The 25,217-nt window shown below is 66.5% G+C and carries 25 protein-coding genes; 11 read left to right on the plus strand and 14 right to left on the minus strand.

All coding sequences use genetic code 11. The annotated features are described in order from the left end of the window. Positions 1 to 4: 4 nt before the first annotated feature. The gene (locus SX243_03755) at positions 5 to 1,351 is read right to left on the minus strand and encodes an energy transducer TonB (GenBank protein MDY7092066.1); all 1,347 of its coding nucleotides are present in this window, start codon (positions 1,349 to 1,351) and stop codon (positions 5 to 7) included. A gap of 173 nt (positions 1,352 to 1,524) precedes the next feature. On the opposite strand from SX243_03755, the gene SX243_03760 reads away from it, so the two are divergent. Together SX243_03760 and SX243_03765 are read left to right on the plus strand one after the other, a co-directional pair. Further along, the gene (locus SX243_03760; protein ID MDY7092067.1) at positions 1,525 to 2,088 is read left to right on the plus strand and encodes a cob(I)yrinic acid a,c-diamide adenosyltransferase; all 564 of its coding nucleotides are present in this window, start codon (positions 1,525 to 1,527) and stop codon (positions 2,086 to 2,088) included. 24 nt (positions 2,089 to 2,112) lie between these two features. Beyond that, positions 2,113 to 2,865 carry a glycosyltransferase family 2 protein gene (locus SX243_03765; protein ID MDY7092068.1) on the plus strand — a complete coding sequence of 251 codons (753 nt, stop codon included), beginning with the start codon at positions 2,113 to 2,115 and terminating at the stop codon, positions 2,863 to 2,865. Here SX243_03765 and SX243_03770 read toward each other — a convergent pair. The 7 genes from SX243_03770 to SX243_03800 form a co-directional block, all read right to left on the minus strand. Continuing rightward, positions 2,862 to 3,983, minus strand: a complete 1,122-nt coding sequence (locus SX243_03770; protein MDY7092069.1) for an ABC transporter permease — start codon at positions 3,981 to 3,983, stop codon at positions 2,862 to 2,864. The genes SX243_03765 and SX243_03770 overlap by 4 nt on opposite strands. Before the next feature lie 13 nt (positions 3,984 to 3,996). Beyond that, positions 3,997 to 5,136: an ABC transporter permease gene (locus SX243_03775; protein ID MDY7092070.1), complete on the minus strand. Its 1,140-nt coding sequence runs from the start codon at positions 5,134 to 5,136 to the stop codon at positions 3,997 to 3,999. A 2-nt stretch (positions 5,137 to 5,138) separates the two neighbouring features. Further along, positions 5,139 to 5,954, minus strand: coding sequence for an ABC transporter ATP-binding protein (locus SX243_03780; GenBank protein MDY7092071.1), 816 nt, complete (start codon positions 5,952 to 5,954; stop codon positions 5,139 to 5,141). Next, positions 5,951 to 6,931 carry an ABC transporter ATP-binding protein gene (locus SX243_03785; GenBank protein ID MDY7092072.1) on the minus strand — a complete coding sequence of 327 codons (981 nt, stop codon included), beginning with the start codon at positions 6,929 to 6,931 and terminating at the stop codon, positions 5,951 to 5,953. Before SX243_03785 ends, SX243_03780 begins: the two co-directional genes overlap by 4 nt. Positions 6,932 to 6,934: 3 nt before the next feature. Next, a complete protein-coding gene (locus SX243_03790; GenBank protein ID MDY7092073.1) occupies positions 6,935 to 7,858 on the minus strand; it encodes an HlyD family efflux transporter periplasmic adaptor subunit in 924 nt (307 codons plus the stop codon). Then, positions 7,855 to 9,108, minus strand: a complete 1,254-nt coding sequence (locus SX243_03795; protein MDY7092074.1) for a TolC family protein — start codon at positions 9,106 to 9,108, stop codon at positions 7,855 to 7,857. Before SX243_03795 ends, SX243_03790 begins: the two co-directional genes overlap by 4 nt. A gap of 339 nt (positions 9,109 to 9,447) precedes the next feature. After that, a complete protein-coding gene (locus SX243_03800) occupies positions 9,448 to 10,086 on the minus strand; it encodes a TetR family transcriptional regulator (protein MDY7092075.1) in 639 nt (212 codons plus the stop codon). A gap of 130 nt (positions 10,087 to 10,216) precedes the next feature. On the opposite strand from SX243_03800, the gene SX243_03805 reads away from it, so the two are divergent. Beyond that, entirely contained in the window at positions 10,217 to 10,447 is a 231-nt protein-coding gene (locus SX243_03805; GenBank protein ID MDY7092076.1) for a hypothetical protein, read from the plus strand. A gap of 4 nt (positions 10,448 to 10,451) precedes the next feature. On the opposite strand, the gene SX243_03810 is transcribed toward SX243_03805, so the two are convergent. Then, complete coding sequence (locus tag SX243_03810; protein MDY7092077.1) at positions 10,452 to 11,186, minus strand: WG repeat-containing protein; 735 nt, start codon at positions 11,184 to 11,186, stop codon at positions 10,452 to 10,454. A gap of 143 nt (positions 11,187 to 11,329) precedes the next feature. Between SX243_03810 and SX243_03815 the strand changes: the two genes are divergently transcribed. After that, positions 11,330 to 11,725, plus strand: coding sequence for a hypothetical protein (locus SX243_03815; protein ID MDY7092078.1), 396 nt, complete (start codon positions 11,330 to 11,332; stop codon positions 11,723 to 11,725). 93 nt (positions 11,726 to 11,818) lie between these two features. On the opposite strand, the gene SX243_03820 is transcribed toward SX243_03815, so the two are convergent. Continuing rightward, positions 11,819 to 12,589 (minus strand): hypothetical protein, encoded by a 771-nt coding sequence (locus SX243_03820; protein MDY7092079.1) that lies wholly within the window; start codon positions 12,587 to 12,589, stop codon positions 11,819 to 11,821. Between the two features lie 232 nt (positions 12,590 to 12,821). Then, positions 12,822 to 13,547, minus strand: a complete 726-nt coding sequence (locus tag SX243_03825; protein MDY7092080.1) for a response regulator transcription factor — start codon at positions 13,545 to 13,547, stop codon at positions 12,822 to 12,824. Between the two features lie 142 nt (positions 13,548 to 13,689). Between SX243_03825 and SX243_03830 the strand changes: the two genes are divergently transcribed. Together SX243_03830 and SX243_03835 are read left to right on the plus strand one after the other, a co-directional pair. Beyond that, entirely contained in the window at positions 13,690 to 14,829 is a 1,140-nt protein-coding gene (locus tag SX243_03830; protein ID MDY7092081.1) for an aminotransferase class I/II-fold pyridoxal phosphate-dependent enzyme, read from the plus strand. A gap of 76 nt (positions 14,830 to 14,905) precedes the next feature. Further along, on the plus strand, positions 14,906 to 15,352 hold the full coding sequence (locus SX243_03835) for a nuclear transport factor 2 family protein (protein ID MDY7092082.1): 447 nt from the start codon (positions 14,906 to 14,908) through the stop codon (positions 15,350 to 15,352). 4 nt (positions 15,353 to 15,356) lie between these two features. On the opposite strand, the gene SX243_03840 is transcribed toward SX243_03835, so the two are convergent. Next, positions 15,357 to 17,204, minus strand: coding sequence for an NAD(P)/FAD-dependent oxidoreductase (locus SX243_03840; protein ID MDY7092083.1), 1,848 nt, complete (start codon positions 17,202 to 17,204; stop codon positions 15,357 to 15,359). Between the two features lie 73 nt (positions 17,205 to 17,277). On the opposite strand from SX243_03840, the gene SX243_03845 reads away from it, so the two are divergent. The 4 genes from SX243_03845 to SX243_03860 all read left to right on the plus strand — a co-directional run bounded on the left by SX243_03845 (position 17,278) and on the right by SX243_03860 (position 22,134). After that, the gene (locus SX243_03845) at positions 17,278 to 17,757 is read left to right on the plus strand and encodes a PaaI family thioesterase (protein ID MDY7092084.1); all 480 of its coding nucleotides are present in this window, start codon (positions 17,278 to 17,280) and stop codon (positions 17,755 to 17,757) included. A gap of 50 nt (positions 17,758 to 17,807) precedes the next feature. Then, complete coding sequence (locus SX243_03850; protein MDY7092085.1) at positions 17,808 to 18,767, plus strand: hypothetical protein; 960 nt, start codon at positions 17,808 to 17,810, stop codon at positions 18,765 to 18,767. Between the two features lie 508 nt (positions 18,768 to 19,275). Continuing rightward, complete coding sequence (locus tag SX243_03855; protein MDY7092086.1) at positions 19,276 to 19,575, plus strand: hypothetical protein; 300 nt, start codon at positions 19,276 to 19,278, stop codon at positions 19,573 to 19,575. A gap of 435 nt (positions 19,576 to 20,010) precedes the next feature. Continuing rightward, positions 20,011 to 22,134, plus strand: coding sequence for an alkaline phosphatase family protein (locus SX243_03860; GenBank protein MDY7092087.1), 2,124 nt, complete (start codon positions 20,011 to 20,013; stop codon positions 22,132 to 22,134). Between the two features lie 16 nt (positions 22,135 to 22,150). On the opposite strand, the gene SX243_03865 is transcribed toward SX243_03860, so the two are convergent. Then, positions 22,151 to 22,300 carry a lmo0937 family membrane protein gene (locus SX243_03865; GenBank protein ID MDY7092088.1) on the minus strand — a complete coding sequence of 50 codons (150 nt, stop codon included), beginning with the start codon at positions 22,298 to 22,300 and terminating at the stop codon, positions 22,151 to 22,153. A gap of 100 nt (positions 22,301 to 22,400) precedes the next feature. Between SX243_03865 and SX243_03870 the strand changes: the two genes are divergently transcribed. Next, positions 22,401 to 22,916 carry a GNAT family N-acetyltransferase gene (locus SX243_03870; protein MDY7092089.1) on the plus strand — a complete coding sequence of 172 codons (516 nt, stop codon included), beginning with the start codon at positions 22,401 to 22,403 and terminating at the stop codon, positions 22,914 to 22,916. Between the two features lie 224 nt (positions 22,917 to 23,140). On the opposite strand, the gene SX243_03875 is transcribed toward SX243_03870, so the two are convergent. After that, complete coding sequence (locus SX243_03875; protein ID MDY7092090.1) at positions 23,141 to 25,066, minus strand: pyridoxal-dependent decarboxylase; 1,926 nt, start codon at positions 25,064 to 25,066, stop codon at positions 23,141 to 23,143. Positions 25,067 to 25,217: the final 151 nt, after the last annotated feature.

Below are 25,217 nucleotides of genomic sequence, written 5' to 3' on the forward strand. Positions count from 1 at the left end.
AGGTCTAGAGCTTCTCCACGTAGCGCTCGAAGCGCTTTTCCAGCTCGTCGAGGCCCATGCCGTAGACCTCTTCCACCACTTGCCGCGAGGGATAGCCTTCCGCGGCATAGAGCAGCATCTGCGGGAAGAGATTCTCCGCCCAGGGATCCTCTCCGTGGCGCAGGAAGTGCACCGCCAGCCAGGCGGCTCGATAGTGAGCCTCCACCTGGGGGGCTCGGTAGCAGCTGTAATCCGCTTCCAGGACCTCTTCGAAGGAGAAATCCTCCGACTCCTCCAGCAGCTTCTTGCTGCGCCGTAGGGTCCAGCCGGAGATCTGTTTTTGGCGCGCCGAGAGGCTGTTGCCAATGGCGAAGCGGCTGCCCACCTTCTTGCCCGGAACCAGCTTGCCCCGCTTGATCTGAGACAGGGCCACATATTCCGCCAGGCCTTCGTTGAGCCAAAAGGGGAAGCCCGCTCCCCGGCGGCGCAGGTGGCGGTCGACATAGGCGTGGGTGGCCTCGTGGAGCAGGAGCTGCATCACCCACTCCGGCGTCCTCACCTCCAGGTGCGCGGTGATGAAGCCCGGCGCCCGGTACAGCCCGTTGGCTCGCGGGGCTCGGATCTCGGCGGCGAAGGCGTCGTAGGTAGCGCGATGGCGGAAGAGGGCGACGACGATCTTGTAGGGCTCCGGCTGGAGGTGGAGGTAGGGCTCGAAGAGCTCGTCCAGCGCCTGGTAGGTGGCTTCCAGGTTGTTGGCCAGGGTCTCCGCAGCCTCCAGGGACGGGGCGTCGGAGAGCACCACGAAGCGGGCGGTTTCGGTGCGCCGGAGGCGGTCCGCCGGCATGCGGGCCATGGCCAGCTTGCCCAGCTCGTCGAGAATTCTCTTGCGCTCCTCCAGGGGTCTCTCGAAAATCCGTGCCCGGGCCGAGCCGGCGTCGTCCAGAGCCAAGAGAGCGAGGGTTCGGGAACCGCGGCTGCGGCGGGGCGGGGGCTCTTCCTCGTCGTCGGTGCTGGAGGAGAATTGGATGCTCCACTCAAGAGTCTGGGGCACCGCTACGCCCTCCTCCAGCGCCGGCGCGTAGCGCCACGAGCCGATGGTCTCCACCACCTTGCGCCGGAAGGCTTCATCGAAGTCGGTGGACGGCTCGATCTCCAGCACCTCCACCGAGGCCACCCGCCCCAGCTCATCCACCTCCACCTGCACCTTCACCTCCGGCTCCAACCCATACCCCGACGCTTCCCAGGGCGAGGTGACGATGGGTTTGAAGATGGGAACCGGCGGCCGGGTCTCGCTTTCGCCATGGACCGTGGCGGCTCCCAGAAGAGACCAAGCTAGGAGTACAGGCAGGATGATCTTGGATTGGGCCTTCATAACTGTCTTTATATCCTATTCGCCGCCGAGGGTCTTGCTCGGCTGGATGGATAGAGAGACCTTGGGGAAGTGATCCAGGCCGACGAGCCAGGGGCTTTTCGATCGCGGTGGCGGGACTTGGCCCCCTCCCGCGGCTGGGGTACAGTCGGCGGTCGGAACGGAGGAGTGTGAAGATGCCCAAGATCACCAAGGTCTACACCCGCACCGGCGACGCCGGGGAGACGGGGCTCGGAGGCGGACAGCGGGTGCCCAAGGACTCGCTGCGCATCCAGGCCTACGGCACCGTCGACGAGCTCAATTCGGTGCTCGGGGTGGCCCTGGCCCAGGGGCTCGACGAGGCCGTGGCGGCGCCGCTGCGGAGCGTGCAGAATGAGCTCTTCCACCTCGGCTCGGATCTCTGCATCCTCGAGGAGGACAAGGAGCGCATGCCGGTGCCGCGCATCGAGCAGCGCCACGTCGACGCCCTGGAGCAGCTGATGGACCGGCTCAGCGCCGAGCTGCCGCCGCTGGCCAATTTCATCCTCCCCGGCGGTTCCCCCGGCGCCGCGCACCTCCACGTCGCCCGCACCGTCTGCCGACGGGCGGAGCGGGAGTTGGTGGCCCTGGCGCGGGAGGAGGCGGTGGGGGAGCACACCGTCGTCTACCTCAACCGCCTCTCCGACGCCCTCTTCGTCCTCGCCCGCTACCAGAATCGCCAGGCCGGGGTCGACGACGTGTTGTGGGACAGCCGGGCTTAGTTAGCGAGCTTGGATAGAGTTTCTATGAGCGACCGCACCATCATCGTCATGCCGGCGTACAACGCCGCCAACACCATCGAGCGCATCCTGGCGGACATCCCCGAGGGCAGCTGCGACGAGGTGGTGGTGGTGGACGATTGCAGCACCGACGACACGGTGGAGATCGCCCGCCGGCTGCCGGTGACCCTCATCGAGCACGAGGAGAATCTGGGTTACGGCGGCAACCAGCGCACCTGCTACAAAGAAGCCCTGGCCCGCGGCGCCGACTACGTGGTGATGCTGCACCCGGACTACCAATACGACGCCCGGGTGATCCCCGCCGCCGTGGACATCCTGCGCCACGGCATCTGCGACGTGGTGCTGGGCAACCGCATCCGCACCCGCAAGGAGGCCCGGGCCGGCGGCATGCCGTGGGTGAAGTACTTCTCCAACCGCGGCCTGACGCTGATCGAGAACGTGCTCTCGGGGCAGAACCTGGGGGAGTGGCACAGCGGCTTCCGGGCTTATCGCCGGGAGGTGCTGGAGACCATTCCCTTCGAGGCCAACAGCAACGACTTCGTCTTCGATTCCCAATTCCTGGTGCAGTCGGTGCATTTCGGCTTCAAGGTCGGCGACTTGCCGATCCCGGTGCGCTATTTCGACGAGGCCAGCAGCATTCGATTCATCCCCGCTTCCCGCTACGCCATCCACACCCTGTGGACCTTCGCGGTCTGGCACGCCCACCGCGCCGGGCTGCGCAAGAGCCCGCTCTTTACTCCGAAAGCCGCCGAGTCCTAGGCCCCCACCTTCCGATATCTCCACGCCGCCATGGGCAGCACGGTGGCGGCGAAGCCGGCGAGGTAGAGGACGTGGGTGTGGATGCCGGCGAGGCCGGTGCCCATGAGCAGCACCTTGCGCATCACCGCCACGAAGTGGAAGAGGGGATTGAATAGGGTGAGGATCTGAGCCCATCGGGGCATGCTCTCCACCGGGGTGAAGAGGCCGGAGAGCAGGATGCACACGATGAGCAGGAAGGTGGCCAGGAAGGTGGCCTGTTGTTGGGTGTCGCTGGCGGTGGAGATGGCGAGGCCCAAGCCCACCATTACCAGCAGGTAGAGGGCACCGATGGCGAAGACCAGCAGCAGGCTGCCGCGGAAGGGCACGTGGAAGAGCAGCCGGGCCACCACCAGGCCGACAGTGAGGGCAACCAGCCCCAGCAGCCAGAACGGGATCAGCTTGGCGGCGATGAATTGACTCTTGGTCATGGGGGTGACGTTGAGTTGCTCGAGGGTGCCGATCTCCTTCTCCCGCACGATGTTCAAGGCCGAGAGCAGCAGCCCCACCATGGTCACCAGCTCCACCAGGATGCCCGGCACCATGTAGTCGCGGTAGGAGAGCTCGGGGTTGAAGCGATAGGTCACGGAATTTCTGGGAGCACGACTAGAAACGCTCCCGTGCTGGGCTTCCACGGCCACCCCCAGGTCGTGCTGGAAGCGCTGCAGGATGGCTCCGGCGTAGGCGTTGAGAATGCCGGCGGTGGAGCCGTCGACGGCGTCCAGCACCAGCAGTACCGAGGCGGAGCGGTGGCGTTCCAGATCCGCGGCGAAGCCGTGGGGAATCTCCAGCACCATGCGGTGCTCTCCCGCCCGCAGGGCTTCCGTGGCGCGCTGGGAGCTGGCGTAGCGCTGGGCCAGGAGGAAGCGGCCGGAGGCGGTGAAGCGTTCCACCAACAGCCGGGAGGTGGGGGAGTGGTCGTGGTCCACCAGCGCGAAGCGTGCTTCTTGGACCTCGAAGGTGGCGGCGTTGGCCAGCACCACCAGCTGCAGGATGGGCAGCACCAGGATCATCGCCATGATCTGGCGGTCGCGGAAGATCTGGCGGAATTCCTTCTCCAACAAGAAGAGCAGAGTGCGCACGGCGAAGTCCTCCTCACTCCAGGCGGGTGCGGAAGTTCCGCAGGCTGACGGCCAGCACGGTGACGGTCATGGCGCTGAGGATCAAGGTTTGGGACCACAGCTCCGCCAGCCCCAAGCCTTTGAGCATGATGCCGCGGACGATCTCCACGAACCAGCGGGCGGGCACCAGGTGGCTGAGCCATTGCAGGATCTCGGGCATGCTGGCGAGGGGGAAGATGAAGCCCGAGAGCAGGATGGTGGGGAACATCAGGCTCGACATGGAGGCGGTGGTGGCGGCCTGCTGGGTGCTGGCCTTGGTGGAGACCAGGACCCCCAGGGAGAGGGCGCAGATGGTGAAGAGCAGGCTCTCGCCGATGAGCAACGCCAGGCTGCCGCGGATGGGTACGGCGAAGGCGAAGCGGGCGAGGCCGAGGATGACGAGGACGTTGATCAAGGAGAGCACCAGGTACGGCACCACCTTGCCGACGATGATCTGGATCGGCCGTAGCGGCGAGACCAGCAGCACCTCCATGGTGCCCAGCTCCTTCTCCCGGGTGATGGTCACCGAGGTCATGAGGGCCGAGACCAGGGTCAGCACCAGCGCCATCAGCCCCGGCACGAAGAGGTAGGCGCTGTCGAGCTCCGGATTGAACGCCATGTGCACCACGCCCTGGAGCCGGACGGGCGGGCCGGCGGAGGATTGGGGGCCGAGGGCAAGGCCTTGGGAAGTGCCCAAGCTCTCGGAAAGGAGCGTGCCCTCGACCAGTCGTGTCGCATAGGCCACCATGGTGCGGGCGGTGTTGGGGTCGCTGCCGTCCACCAGGATCTGGTACCTGGGGGAGCCCGAGAGCAGCGACTCTTGGAGGTCTGGCTCCAAGGTCAACACCAGCCGAGCGCGGCCATCCTGGAGCCAGCTCTCGGCCACCTGGGTGTTGGGTAGGGTGGCGACGATGTGGAAATAGGGTGAGCCGCCGAGGGCGGCGAGAACTTGCTGGGAAGCTGGGTCGCCGGCCCGGTCCACCACTACCGTGGCGATGTCCTCTACCTCGTTGCGCAGGGCGTAGCCGAAGAGGAGCATCAGCACCAGGGGCAGGCCGAAGAGCACCAGCAGGGTGCGGCGGTCCCGCAGCACGTGGTGGGTCTCCTTGCGCACGAAGCCGAGGAAGACGCGCACCGTCAGCCCTCCTCCCCGGACGCCGTTTCCGGTGTCTCGGGTGTCTCGGATGTCTTGGGCCGCACGAGCCGGACGAAGACCTCGTCCATGGAGTCGGCGTCGTAGCGCCGGGCCAGCTCCCGCGGCGTTCCCAGGGCTTCGATGCGGCCGTCCACCATGATCGACACCCGGTCGCAATACTCCGCCTCGTCCATGTAGTGGGTGGTGACGAAGGCGGTGACGCCGTCCTCCGCCGCTTCGTAGATCAGATCCCAGAACTGCCGGCGGGTGATGGGATCGACGCCGCCGGTGGGCTCGTCGAGGAAGACGATCTCCGGCTCGTGGAGCAGCGCCACGGAGAACGCCAGCTTCTGGCGCCAGCCCAGGGGCAGGCCGGCGATGCGCTGATCCCGGGCGTGGGTCAGGTCGAGGCGTTCGAGCAATTGGCCCGTCTGTTGCCGGATGCGCCGCCGGCTGAGGCCGTAAATGCCGCCGTAGAGGCGGATATTCTCCGCCACCGTCAGATCGCTGTAGAGGGCGAAGCGCTGGCTCATGTAGCCGATGCGCTTCTTCACCCGCTCCGGCTGCCGGGCGACGTCGATGCCCGCCACCGCCGCCCGCCCGCTGGTGGGGGCCAGCAGACCGGTGAGGACGCGGATGGCGGTGGTCTTGCCGGCACCGTTGGCGCCCAGAAAGCCGAAGATCTCGCCCCGTTGGACCTGGAAGCTGATGTCGTCGACGGCGGTGAAGGTGCCGAAGGTGCGGGTCAGCTGCTCGGCTTCGATGGCCGGGCTGGTGCTCCCACGGTGATCTTCCTGGAGGGTTTGCCGGTCGCTCATCCCGCTGCCTCCCGGGCTTCGGAGATCCCCTGAGTTTCGGAGCCCCTCTGGGTTCCGGAGGCAAGAGCCATGAAGACGTCCTCGATGTCAGCGTCGATGGGCGTGGCCTCGATTCCGGAGAGTCCCTGCTCGTGGAGGTAGCCCTCGATCTCCGCCGGGTCCACCCGATCCCGCCGGTCGGTGTAGTGGATGGTGCTGCCGAAGACGTAGGCGGAGCAGGCGTGGGGGAAGGAGCGTAGGGCTCGCAGCACCGGTAGGCGGTGTTGATTCGGCAGACTCACCGCCAGCAGCGGATGGTCGTAGCCCGCCGCCAGCTCCTGCGGCGGAGCGACGGCGAGGAAGGAGCCGCCGGTCATCAGCGCCACCCGGTCGCAGCGCTCCGCTTCGTCCATGTAGGGGGTCGAGACCACCACCGCGATGCCCGCCGGACGCAGCCGGTCGAGCATCTCCCACAGCTCGCGGCGGGACACCGCGTCGACGCCGGTGGTGGGCTCGTCGAGAAAGAGCACCCGCGGCTTGTGCACCAGCGCACAGCACAGCGCCAGCTTCTGCTTCATGCCGCCGGAAAGGGCGCCGGCGCGGCGGTGGGCGAAGGGCTCCAGGTGGCGGTAGAGGTCGTCGATGAGCTCGCGGTTGGCCTCCACGGTGGTGCCGAAGATGGTGGCGAAGAAGTTGAGGTTCTCCGCCACCGAGAGGTCCGAGTAGAGGGAGAAGCGTCCGGGCATATAGCCCACCCGCCGGCGCAGCTCGCGGTAGTCCACCACCGGATCCAGGCCGTCCACCCGCAGTCGTCCCCGGTCGGGCACGAGGAGGCTCACCAACATGCGGAAGAGGGTGGTCTTGCCGGCGCCGTCGGGGCCGATGACGCCGAAGATCTTGCCCTCCTCCACCAAGAAGCTGACGCCGTCCACCGCCTGCAGGTCGCCGAAGGCCTTGGCGACGTCTTCCACCTCCACCATGGTGCGGGGCGAGGCCATGGCTCACTCGCCTCCGGAGGATTGGAAATAGACCTCCCCCGGCATGCCGATCTTGAGGCGGCCGTTGGGGTTGGTGACCCGCACCTTGAAGGCGTAGACCAGGTCCACCCGCTCCTCCTTGGTCTGCAGCGTCGAGGGAGTGAACTCCGCCTCCTGCGCGATCCAGGAAATCTCCCCCGGCATGCGCCGCTCACCGCCGCCCTCGGCGTCCACCGCCACCGTCACCGGCTGCCCCAGGGCTAGCCCGGGGAGTTGGGAGCCGCTGGCGAAGGCGCGCAGCTCGAGGGTGGAGAGATCGGCGATCTCGTAGAGCGGCTGGCCGGCGCTCACCAGCTCCTGGGGCTCGGCGAAGACCGTCAGCACGGTGCCGGCGATGGGGTTGACGATGCCGGCCCGCCGGATGCGGTCGTCGATCTGGGCCAGGGAGGCTTCCAGGGTGGCCACCTCGTCGGCGATGGTGCGCCGCTGCACCGCCGCTTCCCGAATCTGCGCCTCTACCACCGCCAGCTCGCTGGTCGCCCGGTCCAGCTGCTGCGGCGTAGCGGCGTGATCGGCAGCGAGGCTCTCGATGCGCTGAAGCTCGCTGGCGGCCAGCTTTCGCCGCTCCCGCAGCACCGCCACCTGGGCGTCGACGCCGGCGATGCGCGAGGCGGTGGCCCGGCGGCAGGCCTCGACCTCGGCCCGTTGGAGCTCGAGGTCCGTGGTCTCGACGCTGCCCACCGCCGCCTCCGCCGCCAGCTCCTCACCTTCCCGGGCGGTGAGCTCCTGCAGCCGGCCGCCGACCTCCGCGGAAATCCGCACCTCGGTGGCTTCGAAGTTGCCGTAGGCGTCGGCCAGCTCCTCGCCGTTGCCGCAGCCGGCGGTGAGGAGCACCGGGACCAGTGCGGCGAAGGCGACCCAGGGGAGGATGACGTTGGAATGCTTCATGGCGAGGCTCCGAGGGTGGTGAGGAAGTCGACGCCGGCGCGGGCCAGGCGCAGGCGGTGCTGCTCCTGATTCAGCCGCGCGCGGTGCTCGGCGTTGCGCTCCAGCAGGTATTGGGTCGAGGTGATGACGCCACCCCGCAGCTGGGCGTCGGCCTGGGCGGTGGTGATCTCCCGCTGTTCGACGATGCGCCGGTCTGACTCCAGAAGCTCGCGCAGAGCTTCGATGCGGCGGGCGCTTTGCTGCAGCCGCGCCGAAAGACCCTGGAGGAAGGTGGCGAGGCGGGCGCCGGAGATTTCCTGCTCCAGGCGCCGCATTTGCTGCTCGCGCTCGGAGACTCCCCAATCCACCGGTTGCCAGCGCATGCGCAGGCCGACGACGAAGAAGGGCGTCGGCTCGTCTTCGAAGAAATCCTGATCCGGCGGCCGGCCGACGCCGGCGCGGGCGAAGGCGGAGACGGTGGGCTTTTGGGCCAGGCCGGCGAGGGCCAGCTGCTCCTGGAAGAGCCGCTGCATGGCTCTCGCCTGGTCGATTTCCGGTCGTTCGACGCCCTCCCCCAGCTCTGCTGACCGGGCGACGGCGAGGAGGTCCTCCGGCAGCTCCGGTTGGGGAACCGCCAGCCGTACCGGATCCGGCAGCGGGCGGCCCGTCAGGGTGGCCAGGACATCGAGGGCGCCGCGGCGTTCCGCCAGAGCTTCCAGGATCCGCTGGTGCTGGCTCTCGAATTCCGCCAACAGCACCGCCCGGTCTCCTTCCAGGGCGACGCCGGCGTCGATGCGCGCCTCGGCGATCTCCATCTGGGATTCGAGGTCGACGATCAACGTGCTCAGGAGCTCGAGCTCCGCATCCCGCAGCAGCACCGCGAAGTAGGCCTCTTCGATCTGCTCCCGGCGATCCTGGAAGGCCACGTCCACCGCCTCCAGGTCGACATCCCGGGCCGCCCGCTCCACCGCTTGCTCCTGGTTCGTCCGGCCGCCGTCCCAGAGGCGCTGGTCGGTGTCCAGCTCGAGGGTGTATTGATCCTTCGGCGGGCTCCCCGCTAATCCCGCCGGCAGGCTGGGCACCTCCGAGTGATAGGCCGCCTGACCCTGGACCTCCAGCTGCGGCCGAAAGCGCCGGTCGAGATTCTCCAGCCGCTCCTCGGCGAGCTCCCGCCGTGCCTTCTGCTCCTGGCGCCGCGGAAAGCTCTCCTCCGCCGCCCGCACGGCTTCGGCGAGGGTGAGATGGATGCTGGGAGGCTCGGTGGCTTCCAAGTCCTTGCTTTGGAGTCTTTGAGCAGCGGCAGGCTCGGCAACGATTCCCGTAGCCAGAGCGGTCAGGGCAAGGAACCAGGCTGTTGCCCTGAGAGGGGGGGAAAGGAAGTGTCCCGGGTGGAATCTCGCGAAGACCCCGAGGCGCCCACCGCAGGCAGGGACCGGAGCGGAGCCACGCGCGGAACTGTCTGAGCGCCAGCGAGTTTTCCGCGCGCCGCGCCGGTCCCCTCGCCTGCGGTGGCTAGCAGCGCCGAGGCCTGAGCAGATTCCACCCGGGACACTTCCGGGGTGGGGGGCGAGCTGAAGATTCACAACGGTCTCCTTGGGCTGCTGCACGCCTTAGGCCTGCGGGGCCTCGATGCCGTGGCGCAGGACCTCCAGGATGTGGCGCTTGCGCTCTTCGAGAAAGGCATCGAGGTCGTCGGCGGCGGTGGGGATGAGGGTCGACACCATGGGCAGGGCGACGAAGGGGAAGAGGCAGAGGGAGACGACGGTGACCACCAGGTGCCGGGGATCCACCGGTGCGATCTCGCCGCGGTCGATGCCCCGGGCGATGAGCGCCGCGAAGCGCTGCGGGGGTGCGTCGCCGTGGCTCACCAGCTCGCCCATCTGGGCCCGGATCACCTCGCCGCCGGCGAGGAATTCGTTGACCATCAGATGCAGCACGTCGGTGTGCTCGGCGATGAAGCGGATGTAATGGTCGACGAAGGCCTCCAGCGCAGCTAGAGCGCTCTGCTCTCCAGCTTCCTCCACTGCCTCGAAGAAGGCCTGGTTCAGCTGCCGAAAGACGTGCTGGAAAACTTGGGCGTAGAGGCGCTGTTTGCTGCGGAAGTAGTAGTGCAGCATGGCCTTGTTGATCTGCGCCTCGTCGGCGATCTCCTGCATGCGGGCACCGTCCCGGCCCTTGCGGGCGAAGACCCGCAGGGCCGCTTCGAAGATTCGCTCCTCGGTATCGGGAGTCCGCTCCATCTCGCTCATGGAGACCACTGTAGGGGCTCTCTCTCAGGGTGTCAACCATTTGGTTAATCCGTTTGGTTGGTGCCTCGATGCGATTCGCTTGTTTCTGAGCTCATCGCTGTGCAGCAGGTGATGGGGATATGCTAAGGCTATGAGCGAGACGCCACCCTTCGATCCCCGGCGCATCGAGGTTTTGGATGACGACATGGTGGCGATCCTGCGCGCCAAGACCGGCGCCGAGCGCCTTCAGATTGCTTTCGAGATGTGGGAGTCGACCTGCCGCATGCTGACGAATATGCTCTCGGCGGAGCATCCGGATTGGACCGCTGAAGAAGTGCAGCGTGAGGTGGCGCGGAGGATGGCTCGCGGGGAGATTCCCTAGCCTCCTACTCCCCTATCGCAATCATCCCCCGCTCCGGCAGCTCCTCCCGCGAGAACATCGGCACGACGATCTCCTCGCCCTGGCGGTCGATATAGCCCCAGTCGCCGCCGATGATCTCCGAGTGCTCGCAGGTGGGGCAGGAAGGCTGGGCGCGGCAGCCGTCGCAGACCACGGCCAGGCCGTCGTCGAAGGGGAAGGCGAAGTCCCAGCGGGGGGCGATGACTGGTTCCAGGCGCCGGTTGACGAAACCCACCTTGCCACCCTCGGCAGTGCGCGCCAGGCCCTCGACGAAGTAGTCCGGTCCGTTGTCCACCTTCAGCATCCAGGCGGTCCGGCTCTCCCGGGTGCTCTGGCCGCCTCGGGTGACGTAGGCCACCCGGTTGCCGGCATAGACCGTCGCCAGGCCCTGGTCGTCGAAGGCCAGCTGTTCCAAATGCTCCGGGTACAGTCGCAGCGCGCCCTCGCCGCTCTCCTCGATGCACCCACACTCCCCGCGGGAACTTAGCTCCTCAACCTCTCCAACGCTCGCGTAGACGCAGTCCACCGGCTGGCAATCGATGACCTGGTGGGCGGCGGCCTCCGCCGGTTCTTCCGCAGCCCGGGGCTCTTCCGCGGAGGCCAGCAGCAGGCTGCTTAGCAAGACGCCGACAAAGAGGTGGAGAGCTCGGGTTAGGGTGGGCGCCAGCCCACCAGTCTTCGGGAAGAGCCTGCCCGTGGGGAAGAGCGTGGATCTCATCATGTCTTTCATTCCTTGGTAGAATCCGGCGAAAAGCCAGATCTCGAAATTACGACCCCAACTCCGGAGGGAGAGCTACTCAGGCGCGCCACCGAGAGCTGCGGCATGGGCTGCGGTTTTCTCGCTACGAAAAGGAGAGCACAACTATGCTCTACCGTCGACCCTGGGCCTCGAAAGTTTCCTCGCCATCGTTCACCGTCCTCAATCTAGCCGCCGTGCTGGCCGTGGTCCTGACCGCGAGCTGGGCGGTCCCCGCTTTCGGGGACGTCGTGCAGCATCAAGTGATTCAGGTGACCACCGGCCTCGACAACCCCAACGGCACCACCGTGGACACCGCGGTACCCAAGAAGACAGAGAACGTCACCAGCTCGATCTCTTCCAAGGTCGTTGGGGGAGTGGTCTTCGACAATGAAGAGAGCACGTTGACTGTCTTCGGCAACAAGCTCGGCCACGCCACCGTCACCCTGCGCTGGACCGACTCCCGAGGCCAGCAGCACGAGCAGGACTTCAGCGTGTCGGTGGTCAAGGGGCGCAACGACTAGAACCGGCCCCAAACGTCATGCCGCCGCCGCAGGGAGGTCCCCACGGCGGCGGCATGATTAGAGGATGACTCAGTCAGAGAATCCGCGGCTCGGTCACTCGCCGATGAACGGCGCCCGAGACTCTTCGCTGGTCAGTCCCTCGGTGAAGTTGGGGTTGTCGCAGTAGTTCAGCAGCAGAGCGCGGCAGTTGGCGTCCTCCTGCGGCGTCACCGGTTGACTGTACATGCCGGCTGCCGGGGAGGCGATGGCGCAGGTCAGCGTGCCGGGGCCGCCGACGCAGAGCTCTCCGGAGCAAGCCTGGCCCCCGGCGAGCCAAATCATGCCGGTCAGGTTCGGGAAGCCCGGGAAGTTGCTGCCGCAGGCCGCCACCGGGCCGCTGGCCACGATGTCGGCACCGTCGAAGCAAGGGCAGGGCGGGTCGCAGGAACCCTCGTAGCAGGCCTCGCCGGTCGTCGCTCCGTCGTCGTCGTCGCAGGTGGCGCCGTTGAGCGGTCCGGGGTCGTTGAGGCAGGTCCCGTTGGTCGCATCGCAGGCGTCGGCGGTGCACTGATTACCGTCGTCGCAGTCGACCTCGTCGCGCGGCTCGGCGGCACAAACGCACTGATCGGGGTTCGGCTCGACATCGATGGTGCAGGCATTGCCGTCGTCGCAGATGGCCTCACAATTCGCCAGGCAGGAACCCACCAGGTCTCCGTGATTCGCCACGTGGGCATCGACGGCCTTGTCACCGACGGTGATGGTGTGGAAGTTGGCCGGATTGCCCGGCGGGAAGTGACAGATAGTCTGCTTGGCAGCCCAGGCGGGGGTGACGGCCAGGGCCAGGACTGCGAGGGTGAACAGGACGAGGGGAAAGAGCTTCTTCACGGTTTCCTCCTTCAGTGGGAAGAGATCAAGGGAGATGGGGCAACGGTTGCCACTCCGAATGCACAGCAGGATCCAAAGCTGATGGCGGTCGCGGGGGTTGTGGGTCCCGCTCTCCGGCAACAGCTCCTCAGAAGGACAGAGCAAAATGAGCAATTAATTCCGACACCTAAAGCTTAAGCGGGAGGTCTGTGAATTGCGCCTGAAGGAATTCGTATTTTCTCTACGACATTCTTCATAGACGCTGGAGAGATGGATGGTAGGAGCCTAGACACTCGTCGAGGGTGGTGAGACCGCTTCGAAGGGCATAGAGAGTCGCCTGGACTCGATTGCCGACCGCGAGCTTGCCGAAAATATTCGTCAGGTGGGTTCGGACCGTCCCTTCGCTGATGTGGGCCTGGTCGGCGATCTCCTGGTTGGACAAACCTCGCGCGATGAGGCAGAGGATCTCGATCTCGCGGCGAGTCAACGCTGCAAGCTTCTGAATCTGGTGCCCTCGCTGCCCGAGTAGTTGCCAGCTCACCGCCCCGGAGATCGACGGCTGGCCTTTGGAGATGCAGTGGAGGGCGGCGAAGATCTCCTCTTCCGAGGCCTTTCTCGGGAGATCGCCCAAGGCTCCCGCTTCAAGGGCTGCGAGGATTCTGGCGGGAGGGCATCCGGTGCTCAGGGTCAGGATCCGCAGATCCGGCTGCCGAGCTCTCAGAGAGGTGATGGTCTCGGTACAGTCGATGCCGGGAAGGAGGAGGTCCACCAGCAAGATGTCCGGTTCCAGCGCCTCCACGGCGCGCATCATCTCCTGAGTGTCACCCGTTTCTCCGACCAGCGAGAATCGGTGGTCGGCACGCAATAGGTCCCGAAGACCCCGGCGGGCGATCACTTGCCCGTCGGCGAGATACACACGGGCTGCGTGGCGGGGGCTGTAGACACTCTTCCCCTCACGTAGGTCGGGATTGTTTCCCATTACCGCCTCCAGAGAGCCTCAGTGTCAGATAAAAATAGAATTCCTAATTCATATCTTAACGGATTGCGGCGGGCTTGTGGCGTGACTCCTCCTGCATTGCTGGAGGAAGGCTAAGATGCTGGCAACGAATGAGGAGCAATGCATGAGATTGGAAACACTGCTCGTCCATAGCGGAGGAGAGACGGACGAGGGCACCGGGGCGGTGGCGCCGCCGCTACATCTGTCGACTACTTTCGAGCACGGGCCGGCGGGGGAGATGCCCCGGGGCTATCAATACGCCCGTACAGAGAATCCGACCCAGGATCGTCTGGAGACGGCGCTGGCGGCGGTGGAGGGAGGGGAGCGAGGTTTCTTCTTCGCCTCCGGCATGGCCGCTGGGGCGGCGGTGCTGCAAACGCTACCCCGAGGCAGCCACGTGCTCTTCCCCGACGACGCCTACCACGGCTTCCAAGAGCTGATTCATGACTTCCTGCCGCGCTGGGATTGCTCCGCCACGGCGGTGGACTTTTCCGACCTCGATGCGGTGCAGGGTGCGCTACGGCCGGAGACTCGGCTGCTGTGGGCGGAGACTCCCTCCAACCCGCTGCTCAAGATCACCGATCTCGCCGCGGTGGCGGAGATCGCCCGGGGGGCCGGGGCGCTCATGCTGGTGGACAGCACCTTCGCGCCGCCGGTGATTCAGCGGCCTCTGGAGCTGGGAACGGACATCGTTCTGCACTCTGCGACCAAATACTTCGGCGGCCACAGCGACGTCGTCGGTGGGGCGTTGGTGCTGCGCCGTCGAAAGCCGCTGGAGGAAGTGCTCACCTCGGTGCGGACCACTCTCGGAGCGGTGGCTTCGCCATTCAACGCCTGGCTGGTGCTGCGGGGCCTGCGCTCGCTGGCTTGCCGGGTGGAGCGCCACTGCTCCAACGCTCTGGCCATCGCCGAGGCGCTGGCGGAGCATCCTGCGGTGGAGCGGGTGCACTACCCGGGTCTCGCCGGCCACCCCGGCCACCTGGTGGCGCGGCGGCAGATGCGGGCCTACGGGGGCATGCTCTCGCTGCGGATTCGTGGAGGCCCCTCACAGAGTGGCCGGGAGGCGGCGCTGGCGGTGGCGGGGCGGCTGAAGCTCTTCGTCAACGCCACCAGCCTGGGCGGCGTCGAGAGCCTGGTGGAACACCGCGCCTCCATCGAAGGTGCGGAATCCACCACGCCTCAGAACTTGCTACGCTTGTCCATCGGCCTCGAGCATCCCGACGACCTGATCGCGGATTTCCGCCAGGCTTTGGAAGGGGCCTGATCTCTAGTGATCCCATCGCCCGGGAGCTAAGCCCCGAAAGCCGCAGAGTTCGCCGAACCTAGGAAAGGAGCTCGTCATGACCCTGATCCAAAGCTTTCTCTTCTATGCCCAGGAGTTCGAGAAGACCTATCGCGACGACGAATGGATGCGGATTCTGCCCTTCTTCGCCAGTGACGCCGTCTACGAGGTGCAGAACATCTCCTTCGCCTGCCGAGTCGAGGGAGCGCAGGCGATTCTCGACGCCATCTGCAGGTCCGTCAACGGCTTTGACCGACGGGTGGGCGATCGGCGCATCGAGGTGTTGGCGCCGCCGACCCAGGAGGGAGACGAGGTCCACGTGCAGTGGGCGGTGACCTACTCCCACGGCGATCATCCACCGCTGCGGGTAGCCGCCCGCACCGTGGCTCGCTACGAGAACGGCCGCATCGTCTACCTGGCGGACGTTTACGAGCCCGGCAGCGACGAGGTTTGGAAGAAGTGGGTGGAGCAGGTCGACCCGTCCCTCGACCCGTCCTACGTCTGAGCCCTCAGTAGCTATAGCGATTCGGGTCCTGCGACAGCGGCGAGTCGTCCGGCAGCTTGGCGCCCAGGCGATGAGCCGCCGCGGCGGCGGCGTTGATGCCGGTTTCGAGGGCGCCCTCGGTCCAGCCGCCGTACCAAGAGACGGCGTCGCCGGCGAGGTAGACGCCGCGGTCCTCCTGGGGAGAGAGAGCGGTGAGGAATTGGTAGTAGGCGTCGTGGGCGTCGGGCTCCTGGCCGGGGTAGTTGAGCTTGAAGGCCCCGTGCTGGAAGCCCACCGCTTCCCAGTCGACGTTGTAAACCTGGCCGTCCATGGGCTCCAGGTGACGGGCGAAGGCGGGGTTGATGCGCTGGATGATGGACTTGAACAGGCGGAAGCGCTGTTCCACTGGCAGCGACAGCAGCTTGCTCGAATCATCCCCCCAGGTGTAGCTGATGAGCACCACGCCGTTCTCCGTGCCGGGGTAGTCCAGGCAGTAAATACCCCGGGGCGCCTCGTCGGTCTGAATGTTGGCGGGGATCGTCGGGTCTTCGAGCCAGAATTTGCTGCGGGTGCGGATGAACATCTTGGACGAGTTCATCAGGTGTAGGTTGCGCAGCGCTTCCCGGACCGGCTGCTGGAGGATCTGGGGATGAGCCGCCAAGCTCCGTAGCGGCGAGTCGTCGCCGTTCTCCCCTTTCCCATTCTCCGGGGCTCCGTTCTCCGCATCTCCGTTCTCTGCGTCTCCATTCTCAGACCGCGCCGGTTGGGTCGGCAGGGTCATGCCGGCGAACTCCATGGCGCGGGTGGAGATGGCCACGATCACCGCGCGGAACTCCTCGTCCACCACCTCGCCGGTTTGGGGCTCCCGGTACGTGAGGATCGGGTTGCCGCCGCCGTCTTCCTCCTGGCGGTAACGAATCCCCTGCACCGCCGTGCCCAGGCGAGCGGCGCGCATGTCCAGCAGCGAACGCTCGCCCCGGGGAGTGTCGACCCGCCGGGCGTAGAGGCCGTGGACCAGCTGGCTGATGCCGCCGGGGACCAGCTCCTGCTCCTGCTCATACTGTCCCAGCAGGATGCGCAGCATCTCCAAGAAGCCCACCTGGTAGAGCGGCCCGAAACCGCCGCTGCCCACTCCCAGGGCGCCGAAAGCGTTGAGATCCTCATCCGTCCATTGGGGGATGCCCTCGCGCACCGCGGCGTAGAAGCTGACGTCCCGATAGCGGTCGATGTACTCCTGCCAGACTTTCTCCACCCGCTCCAGGTCGCCGCTGCGGTAGGCCAGAGCCAGGGGTTCGGTGAGACTGGCGAGAAACTCGTTCCAATCCTCGGCGATCTTCTCGAAGGGGCCCGGCGGCGGGTTGCGCTGGTCGCCGTCGGCGGGCTTCCAGACATAGGACCGGTCTTCGTAAAACAGCTCCGTGAGCACCACGCCGGGGTCCGGGAAGTCGGGGGTGGTCTCGATGTCCAGCAGGTCGAAGTAGTGGTAGAGGAGCTTGTTGATGGTGGGGAAGCGCATGGCCCCCATCTCCGCCAGTGCCGTGATCGGGGTGCCGTCGGCCTCCAGGAAGGGCTGGGAATCGTTGCGCCCGCCGAGGCGGTCGGTGGCCTCGAAGATCACCGGATCGAAGCCCATCTTCATCAGCTCGTAAGCCGCCGCCACGCCCCCCGGGCCGCCGCCCACAACCGCCACCTTCTGCCCTAGCTTGCGCCGCGGCACCTTGCCCAGAGGCTTGTCGCTCTTCTCGACATAGCGCCCGGTCTTGGGATTCTTCTCCATCACCGCCTGGCGATAGTCGTAGAGGCTGTCCATGCTCGGCCAGGCGGTGTAGCTGGCGAGCTTTTCGGCGCGGAGACGATTGGGAATGAAGGACATCTAGGGGCTCCTGGGATCGCGGGCTGAGAGTTGAAAGCAGTATAGCGAAGGCTCGACGTAGAATGACGCCATCATGAGCCAAGCAACCGGTAGCAGCATCTTCGACCGCGAGGACCGCCTGGAGCGCCTCAACAACTTCCTGGGCGGCTTCGTCAAATCCATGGGGCTGCGCTACGTGCGGGCCGAGCCGGAGGAAATCGTCGCCGAGCTGGAGATCGCACCGCACCTCCTGCAACCCTACGGCCTGGTCCACGGTGGCGTGTACTGCAGCATCATCGAGAGCGTGTGCAGCGCCGGCGCCGCCCTCCACGTGATGGCTGAGGGCAAGAATGCGGTGGGACTGGAGAACACCACCACCTTCCTCCGCGCTGCCCGCTCCGGCACTCTGCGCTGCACCGCGAAGCCGCTCAAGATCGGCCGCCGCACCCACGTGTGGAACGCCGATATTCACGACGACGAAGATCGCCCCATCGCCAGCGGCCGGGTGCGCATGATGATCCTCGATCCCGGTGACCGCGCCGGCGGCCGCGAGGTGCGCATCGAGGATCCTTGAGCGGCCCCTCTGGAAACAGCCTCGATGAAGCGCCCGCGAGGAACGACGCCATGTCCTACGACCGCATGATCTCCAGTCTGGCCCGCAAGCTCGAGGCGGGCGAGCCGCTGGAGGCGCTGACGACGGGCCTTTCCGGCGCGGAGCTCCAAAGCCTCCTGCTCCACGTCTTCCGCCAGCGCAGCCGCCAACGCACTCCGGCGGAGCTCCTGCGCCAGTACGAGCGGGTGCCCATGGTCCAGCCCGCTCATCCCGACCCCCGGGCGCTGCTGGAGGTGGAGGCCGCCGCCTTCGCCGCCGCCGAGGGCTTTGAAGGAGTGGAGCTCAGTCCGGTGGCGCCGCTGGGGATCAACCAGGTCCTGGGGCAGATCGATCAAAATAACTGCCTGGCGACCATCCGTTCGTCGGAGGTGCTGGCCGACCCCACCACCGCCACGGCCCTAGAATGCGCCCGCCGCCGCCGCGCCGGCGAGGCCGGGACGATCCGCCTCTGCTCCCGCTCCCGGCAACTGCGCCTCCAGCCCCTCCCCCCCGGCGCCGCCTGGGTCCCCCACTTCCTCCTCTTCTCCCTGGTCACCGCCGGCCGCGACCGCGGTTCCTACGCCTTCGAGGTGGAGCATCTGCTGGACCATTTGCGGGTGTACGTGAACCTGCTGGTGGGGCTGCGGGCTCACGGCTACACCATCGGTCCGCTGGACGTGCGCCTCAGCGACACGGAGCGCGACTCCCGGCGCCTGGCACTGGCGGAACGCGCGGTCCTCGGTCCGCTGGCGGAGGAGTTCCCCCAGGAGACCTTCCGCCTCGACCCCGAACGCGAGCAGGCCCAGAATTACTACCAGGGCCTCTGCCTCGGCATCTACGCCGCCGACAACTCCGGCGACTTCCACAACATGGCCGACGGCGGCTTCACCGACTGGACCCAGCGCCTCCTCTCCAACGCCAAAGAGCGCCTCCTGGTCACGGCCTTGGGCCTCGAACGCCTGGCCATGCTCTTTCGGCCGGCTTCTGGCTAGCTGCTTCCCTTTCGCCCAGCCACCCCACTTCGCCTCATCGTTGCGGGAGCTGTCGTAGTGGTCGGGCTTCGCTGATCAATAACCGATTATCGGTTATTGGTTTGCTAAGCACGGTCGATTTTGTTTAATATCTATTGATTCAAAATTTCGTAGGAGGTTTGCTATGCGGAAGGCTCTAGCCTTGTCCTTTTGTGCCGCCCTATTGTTCATCCTCGCTGCCCCTGCCCAGGCTTTCGTAGCCTGTGAGGATTGCGGCGGCGCCCCCAGTGGAGCCGTCTGTGCCGGCTTCTGCGACGGGATGGTGATCAAGACCTGTGGTGACTGGCGAGCTTCGTCTTGCAGCAATCTGCTGCCTGCCGAGCTGCCGCAGCCGCAGCTCACGGCATCCTGTTCGACCTCGGTGCAGAGTGCGCCGGAGCCTGTTGAAACCGAAGGCCCGCAGCTCGTTGAGTCGTTGGATCCGTCGCTCTAGTCCGAACCAACGCTTTTGAATCCAAGGAGACCCATCATGCGCAAGTCACTGACGTACATTCTCGGAATTGCTCTGCTCCTCGCCCTCGCCACCCCAGCTGCGGCCTTTATCGCATGCGAGGACTGCGCCGGCTACCCCGACGCATGCATCTGTGGTGGCACCTGCAATGGCCAGGGGGCGACCACCTGCGGTGAGTATCGTGCTCTCGGCTGCACCGGTTTGTTTTCCGACGACATTCCGGAGCTAGATCTCCAGGCGCTGGAGAGTCCTGTGGTCGTCGAGGAGCAAGAAGTCCAAGCGACCGAGGCATTGGACGTTTTGGATCGGGAGGAGTAGCTCTCGGATTGACCGACCTTTCAATTTGGAGGATTGCTTGTCATGAAGAATTTGGTTCTTTTCGCGGCGGGCCTTGCGTTGGCCCTGTTGGTGACCGTGCCGGCCCAGGCGATCGTTGCCTGCGAGTTCTGTTATGGCCACACGAACGAAAATTGTATCGGTACCTGTAATGGTACTAGTGGCCATTTCAGCTGTGAGTACTACATATCTCAAGGGTGCCCTATGTTTCTGCGTTCAGTTGCGAGCGACTCCCCAGAGTCGATGACTTCGACCTCCTGCCAGGACCCCACACCAGCCATCTCCGAACCAGCGGCTCGCCCGGCCGAAGCACCGGACGGAGCCCTTCCGGCCCAGTGACGAAGGCGCCGGGAGGTGTCCCTTCCGGTGACTTCAGAGAGCTAGTCTGAAATCTGACGGCGCGGTAGAGTGCTTGCCATGTGCTCTACCCGCCGTTTTTTCCTGCCCGCTCTGGGGGCCGGGTTGCTGGGGCTGACGGTCCTGGCAGGCTGTGCCACCGCTACTTCCTCCACCCCACGACCCACCGAGCCGACGGCGAGATCTGCCGATGCAGCGAAGGCCAAGGAGCCGGCTCGGGAGTTTCCGCGGCTGGTGATGGTGTCGTGGGATGGGGGAGCGGATTGGGTGGTGGATCGGTTGCTCGATGAGGGGCGCCTGCCGCATTTGGCGGAGATGGTGCGGCGGGGGGCGCGGGCGGAGCATTCGGTGACGAGCTTTCCGTCCAAGACCTCCGTGGGCCACGCCAGCATCTGGACCGGCTGCTGGGCCGATGGTCACGGTGTGCTCAACAACCGGATGCCCTACCGGGACGCCGCGGAGCACTCGCTGGTGGAGACCCTTCGGGGCTTCGATTCCGCCGCGCTCACCGCCGAGCCTCTCTACGTCACCGCCGCCAAGGCCGGGCGCAAGGTGGTGGTGCTTTCGGCGACCCAGTCCTATCCTCACGAGCCCCATGTCGAGACCCTGCGCAGCGCATTCGGTCTGACGGCGGACGCCGCCGGCGATGCGGAGCTGGCGGAGCACTATCGGTCCATCAGCGGCTTCGAGCATCAGCTGGCGGAAGGGGAGCTGCTGGGGGCGGAAGGGTTGCAGGCCGCCGACGCTGCCTGGGGGTTCTCGCCGGAGGTGCTCGAGAGCGCGCGGGAGCTGACCACCGAGGTGGGAGACACCGCGCTCCACGTGCTCTTCTTCGACGATCCGGAGACGGACTCCGAGGGGTTGGATTCGGCGCTGATTCGTGTCGGGAGTCGAGAACCGGGCGAGGCCGTAGCGGAGGCGCGCATCCGCCCTCACCCTGCGGAGCGGGAGACGCCGGTGGATCCCCGGGAGTGGTGGAGCGCGCCGTTGCCGGTGACCGCCGGCGAGCATCGGGGCAACGTTTTCTTCCGCCTCTTCCACCTGGCCCCGGACGGCAGCGAGGTCGCCCTCTACCGGCGGGAGGTGAGCGCCATGGAGGGCTTTTGGCCGGAGCCTTCGCGGTCCGAGTATCTGGAGGCCTACCCGGGCTTCCACGACAACCCCTTCTGGATCTACCGCGACGGCGGGCTAGGGACCCCGCTCATGGTCGGCGGCGACGGTTCCGCTGAGCGCCGGGCGTTGGAGATCGTAGCCCACGACCTGGCGCTGCAAACCGCCGGCACTCGTTGGGCCCTGGACGCCCTCGATCCGGACGTCCTTTTCCAATACACGCCCCTCAGCGACGGCGCCGGCCACGTTTGGCTCGGCGTGCTGCATCCCGACAGCCCGATCTACGACGCTCAGATGGCGCGCGTCCTGTGGCCCTATTACGCTCGCGTCTTCGAGCTCCAGGACGCCTGGCTGGGGGCCATGATGGAGGCGTCGGGAGAGGCTGTCCTGGCGCTGGTGAGCGATCACGGCATGGCCGGTGTCGACCGATATTTCTATGTCAACCGAGTGCTCGAGCGGGCGGGGCTCCTGGCCCGCACCCGCACTGGGGAAGGAAACGGCAAGGTCGACCTTTCCCGCACCCGTGCCCTGGCTCCGCCGGTGGGCTCGCCCTGGTCCGTCTGGATCAACGGCACCGAGCGCCTCGGGGGAATCGTTCCGCCGGAGGAGCAGGAGGCAGTGCTGGACGAGGTACGGTGGGCTCTCTTGGGCTTTGTCGATCCGGAGACCGGCGTGCGCCCGGTGATTCGCACCCTCGATCCGGCGGATGGTGCGCTGGGGGAGGCTGAGGTGAGCTTCGGGCCTTCGGCTCTCGAGTCGAACGGCCGAGTCCTGTACTTCGATCTCGCCGCCGGCTACTACCCGCAGAGCTCGCTGGGGCAGGATCCGGGGGATCCTCTGGTGAGCCGCACGCCCTACTCCTGGGGCCAGGGGCATCACGGCTACTGGCCCGAGCGCCGGGACATGCACGCCATTTTCTACCTCGCCGGCCCGGGGGTGGCGCCCGGTGTGACCTTGCCGCCCACTCGTCACGTCGACGTGGCGCCGACGGTGGCGCGGCTGGTGGGTTTGCCGGCACCGCCGTGCACCGTCGGCCGGGCGGTAGAAGAAGTGTTCGCCGCGCCCACGCCGTAAGGGAAGCCCCGAGGACTCAGAAGATGCCGCGGCTCCGCAGCACGCGCACCAAGATCACCACCAGGACGATCATCAGCAGCAGGTGGATCAGGCCGCCGAGGGTGTAGCCGAGAATGACTCCGGCGAGCCAGAGGAGCAGCAGAACGAGGAGGAGGGCTTCCGTCATGGGGTCTCCAGGGCGATGAATCTCGGGATGCTGGTGGGAGTATAGGACAGCCCTCGCGAGCCGCGGGGGTCTCGATCGGCGACTGGCAGGAGGAGACAGAATGAGCGCATCGAAGGATAGCGAGATGGGCGGTTCGGGGGACGCAGGAGTCGTGCGGCAGGAACCGGGACTGGCCCCCGTCACCGCTGCCGAGACGCGGCCTCTGCGCCGGGCGGTGCTGCGCCCCAACCAGCCGCCGGAGGCTTGCGTCTACCCCGGCGACGATGACGACCGCACCGGGCATCTGGGAGTCTTCGTCGACACAGGGGCGGAGGCGCCGGCGCTGGTGGGAGTCGCTTCTATCTTCGAGGAGAGCCGCCCCGGAACCACCGGTGGCGGCTGGCGCATTCGCGGCATGGCGGTAGTGCCGGAGCAGCAAGGGAAGGGGCACGGCGCCGCTTTGCTCACCGAGTGCCTGGAGCACGCCCGGCGCCATGGCGGCATCGAGGTGTGGTGCAACGCCCGCAAGACCGCCGCCGAGTTCTATGCCCACCACGGCTTCGAGCAGGAGGGCGAGGAGTTCGAGCTCCCCGCCATCGGGCCGCATTATTTGATGCGGTGCGGTTTGGAGCGCTGATGTTGTTCCCGGCCTGAGGCTCGACCGGAGCGGGCTCTCAGCGACTTTGTAGATCCGGCCCCACGAGGGGTTGAAACCCCTCGCTACTGCATTTCGGCCCTGTCGGGACGACCCCCCCCCACCCAGTCCAAGAGCGACCTGGAGCGCCGGTATGGAGCCGGCTCCGGGTTGGGCGGGGGAGGCGTCCTCCCGAAGGGGAGGCCGCTATAGAGTAGCGAGGGGTTTCAACCCCTCGCGGTCTCTTTGCGCAAGGTCTGCGCCGCCTGGGCGGGGGCGGTGAGGGACGGCTTGGCCAGCTGCTCCTTGGCGTACTCCACCACCGACTCCAGGAAGTCTTCCATGTAGCCGCGGCCCTCGGCGTTCTCGCCGGTGACCCAGCGGTTCATGAACACCAGCCGCAGGCAGGTGATGGAGGGGCTGTTGCGCTCCAGGCCGTCGAGCAGCGGATGCTCGCTGACGAAGGCCTGGTCTGCCGCCAGCCGGGTCTTGGAAACCAGATAGTCGTACTCCTGCACGCTCTCCACATTGCGCACGCCGAAGCGGCGGGCGCACAGCCCGTTGAGGCGGTCTACCTCTGCCAGGCTGCGGGCTTCCTTGGGCACCACCAGCAGACAGACGATATTGGTCTCCGGCTCGGTGAGGGGGACCAGGCGGAAAGGCTCCTCCCGGCGCTGCAGGCGGGTGTCGTGGTGCAGCGCGTGGCGATGGAAATCCTGAGCCTGGCGGCACAGGTCTCGCAAATGAGCGCCGTAGCCGTCCAGATCCAAGGGCATCATGCGGTGGTTGAACCACACCGCCGCCGCCGCCGCTCCCGGTTTGGAGCCTTCGAGGATGAACTTTCCCAGATCTTCGTGGGGCAGGCCCCGGGTGTCCAGCGCATAGTGCGCCCCCTCCGCCACCAGATGGCGCAGGAATCCGTTGCGGATGACGATGGCCCCGGCGCCGTAGGGGGAGTAGCCCATCTTGTGCGGGTCGACGGTGGTGGAGTCGGTGCGTCCCAGCGCCGAGCAGGCCTCGCGCAGTGGTCGCAGCCCCGGATCGTCCGGCGCCCCCTGATCCCGGCCGCGGCGGAAGATGGTGGCGAAGTAGCCGCCGTAGGCGCCGTCCACGTGCACCGGGGAGTCCAACCCCAGCTCCCGGAAGCGATCCCGCTGGGCCAGCAGCGCCGGAATGGGGTCGACGGAGCCGAACTCCGTGGTGCCCAACAGGAAGACAGACTGCAGCACCGGACGCCGCTGGTCGAGGCATTCCTGGAGCCGCTTCCCATAGTGCTCCGGATCCATGCGGAAGCCGGCGTCCACCCGCACCGAGACCAGATTGCGGCGGCCGTAACCCAGCAGCCCGGCGGAGCGGATCCACGAATAATGAGCGGTCTGAGGCACCAACACCACCGGCGTCGAATAGCTCTCCCCGAAGACCTCTTCCACCAGCTGCCGGTAGTCGGCGTCGCCGTAGGCGCTCAGGGAGTGGTCCCGCAGCAGCTGGGAACCGTTGATCCCGCGGCCGGCGGTCTCCCGCAGAAAGTCATGGTGCAGCTCCCGAGCGCGCTCCATGGGCACGTTGAGCAATCCCCAGACATCCTTCGGCAGATCCTTCGGTGGCGGCAGGTCCTCGTGGCGGCAGGCGAGGGCGATGGCCAAGGGCAGGAAGCGCCCGGCCTGGTGGAACCACAGCGATTCGTAGTTGGCCATGGTGCCGCCGGAGCACAGATGCCCGAAGCTCTGCTCCGGGTCGTAGCCGAAGAGCGCCGCAAACTGCCGCCCCACCTCCAGCTCGAAGTCCACCGTCACCGCCGACGCCTCCAGGGAGACGTTGTTGGGGTTGTAGAGCATGGTGGCCAGATACGCCACCAACCCCGGCATCGCCACTTCGGAGACCATGTGGGCCATGTAGCGTGGCGAAAAGAACGGCACGTCGAGCTTGAGGTCGGAGATCAGCTCGAAGAGCTCCTGATGAAAGCGCCCCCGATACTCCTCCGCCTCCTCGCTCTGCAGCAGCCGGTAGGGAATGGCCGGTGGATCCTTGGGATGGAAGTTCCGCCGCCAAAAGATGTAATCGTCCACCACCAGCTCCAGCACCTCCTTGAGGAAGGTGCGCAGCTCGCTCTTGGGACCGAGAAAGAACTGATCGAGGGTGTCGCCCTTGCGCATAACGGATCTCCGAGGGGGGAATTCTGCACCGGCCGGACCGTGGCCGCTACGCCCATTCTACAGGGGTGGTTTCGGCAATGCTCACGGGAAGAGGCGGAAGAGCAAGGATCGGGTGGGTGCGGGACGAGGCGCTGGCTAGGCTTCGGGGTGT

The organism is Acidobacteriota bacterium (assembly GCA_034211275.1).
In the GTDB taxonomy this organism is placed as follows: domain Bacteria; phylum Acidobacteriota; class Thermoanaerobaculia; order Multivoradales; family JAHZIX01; genus JAGQSE01.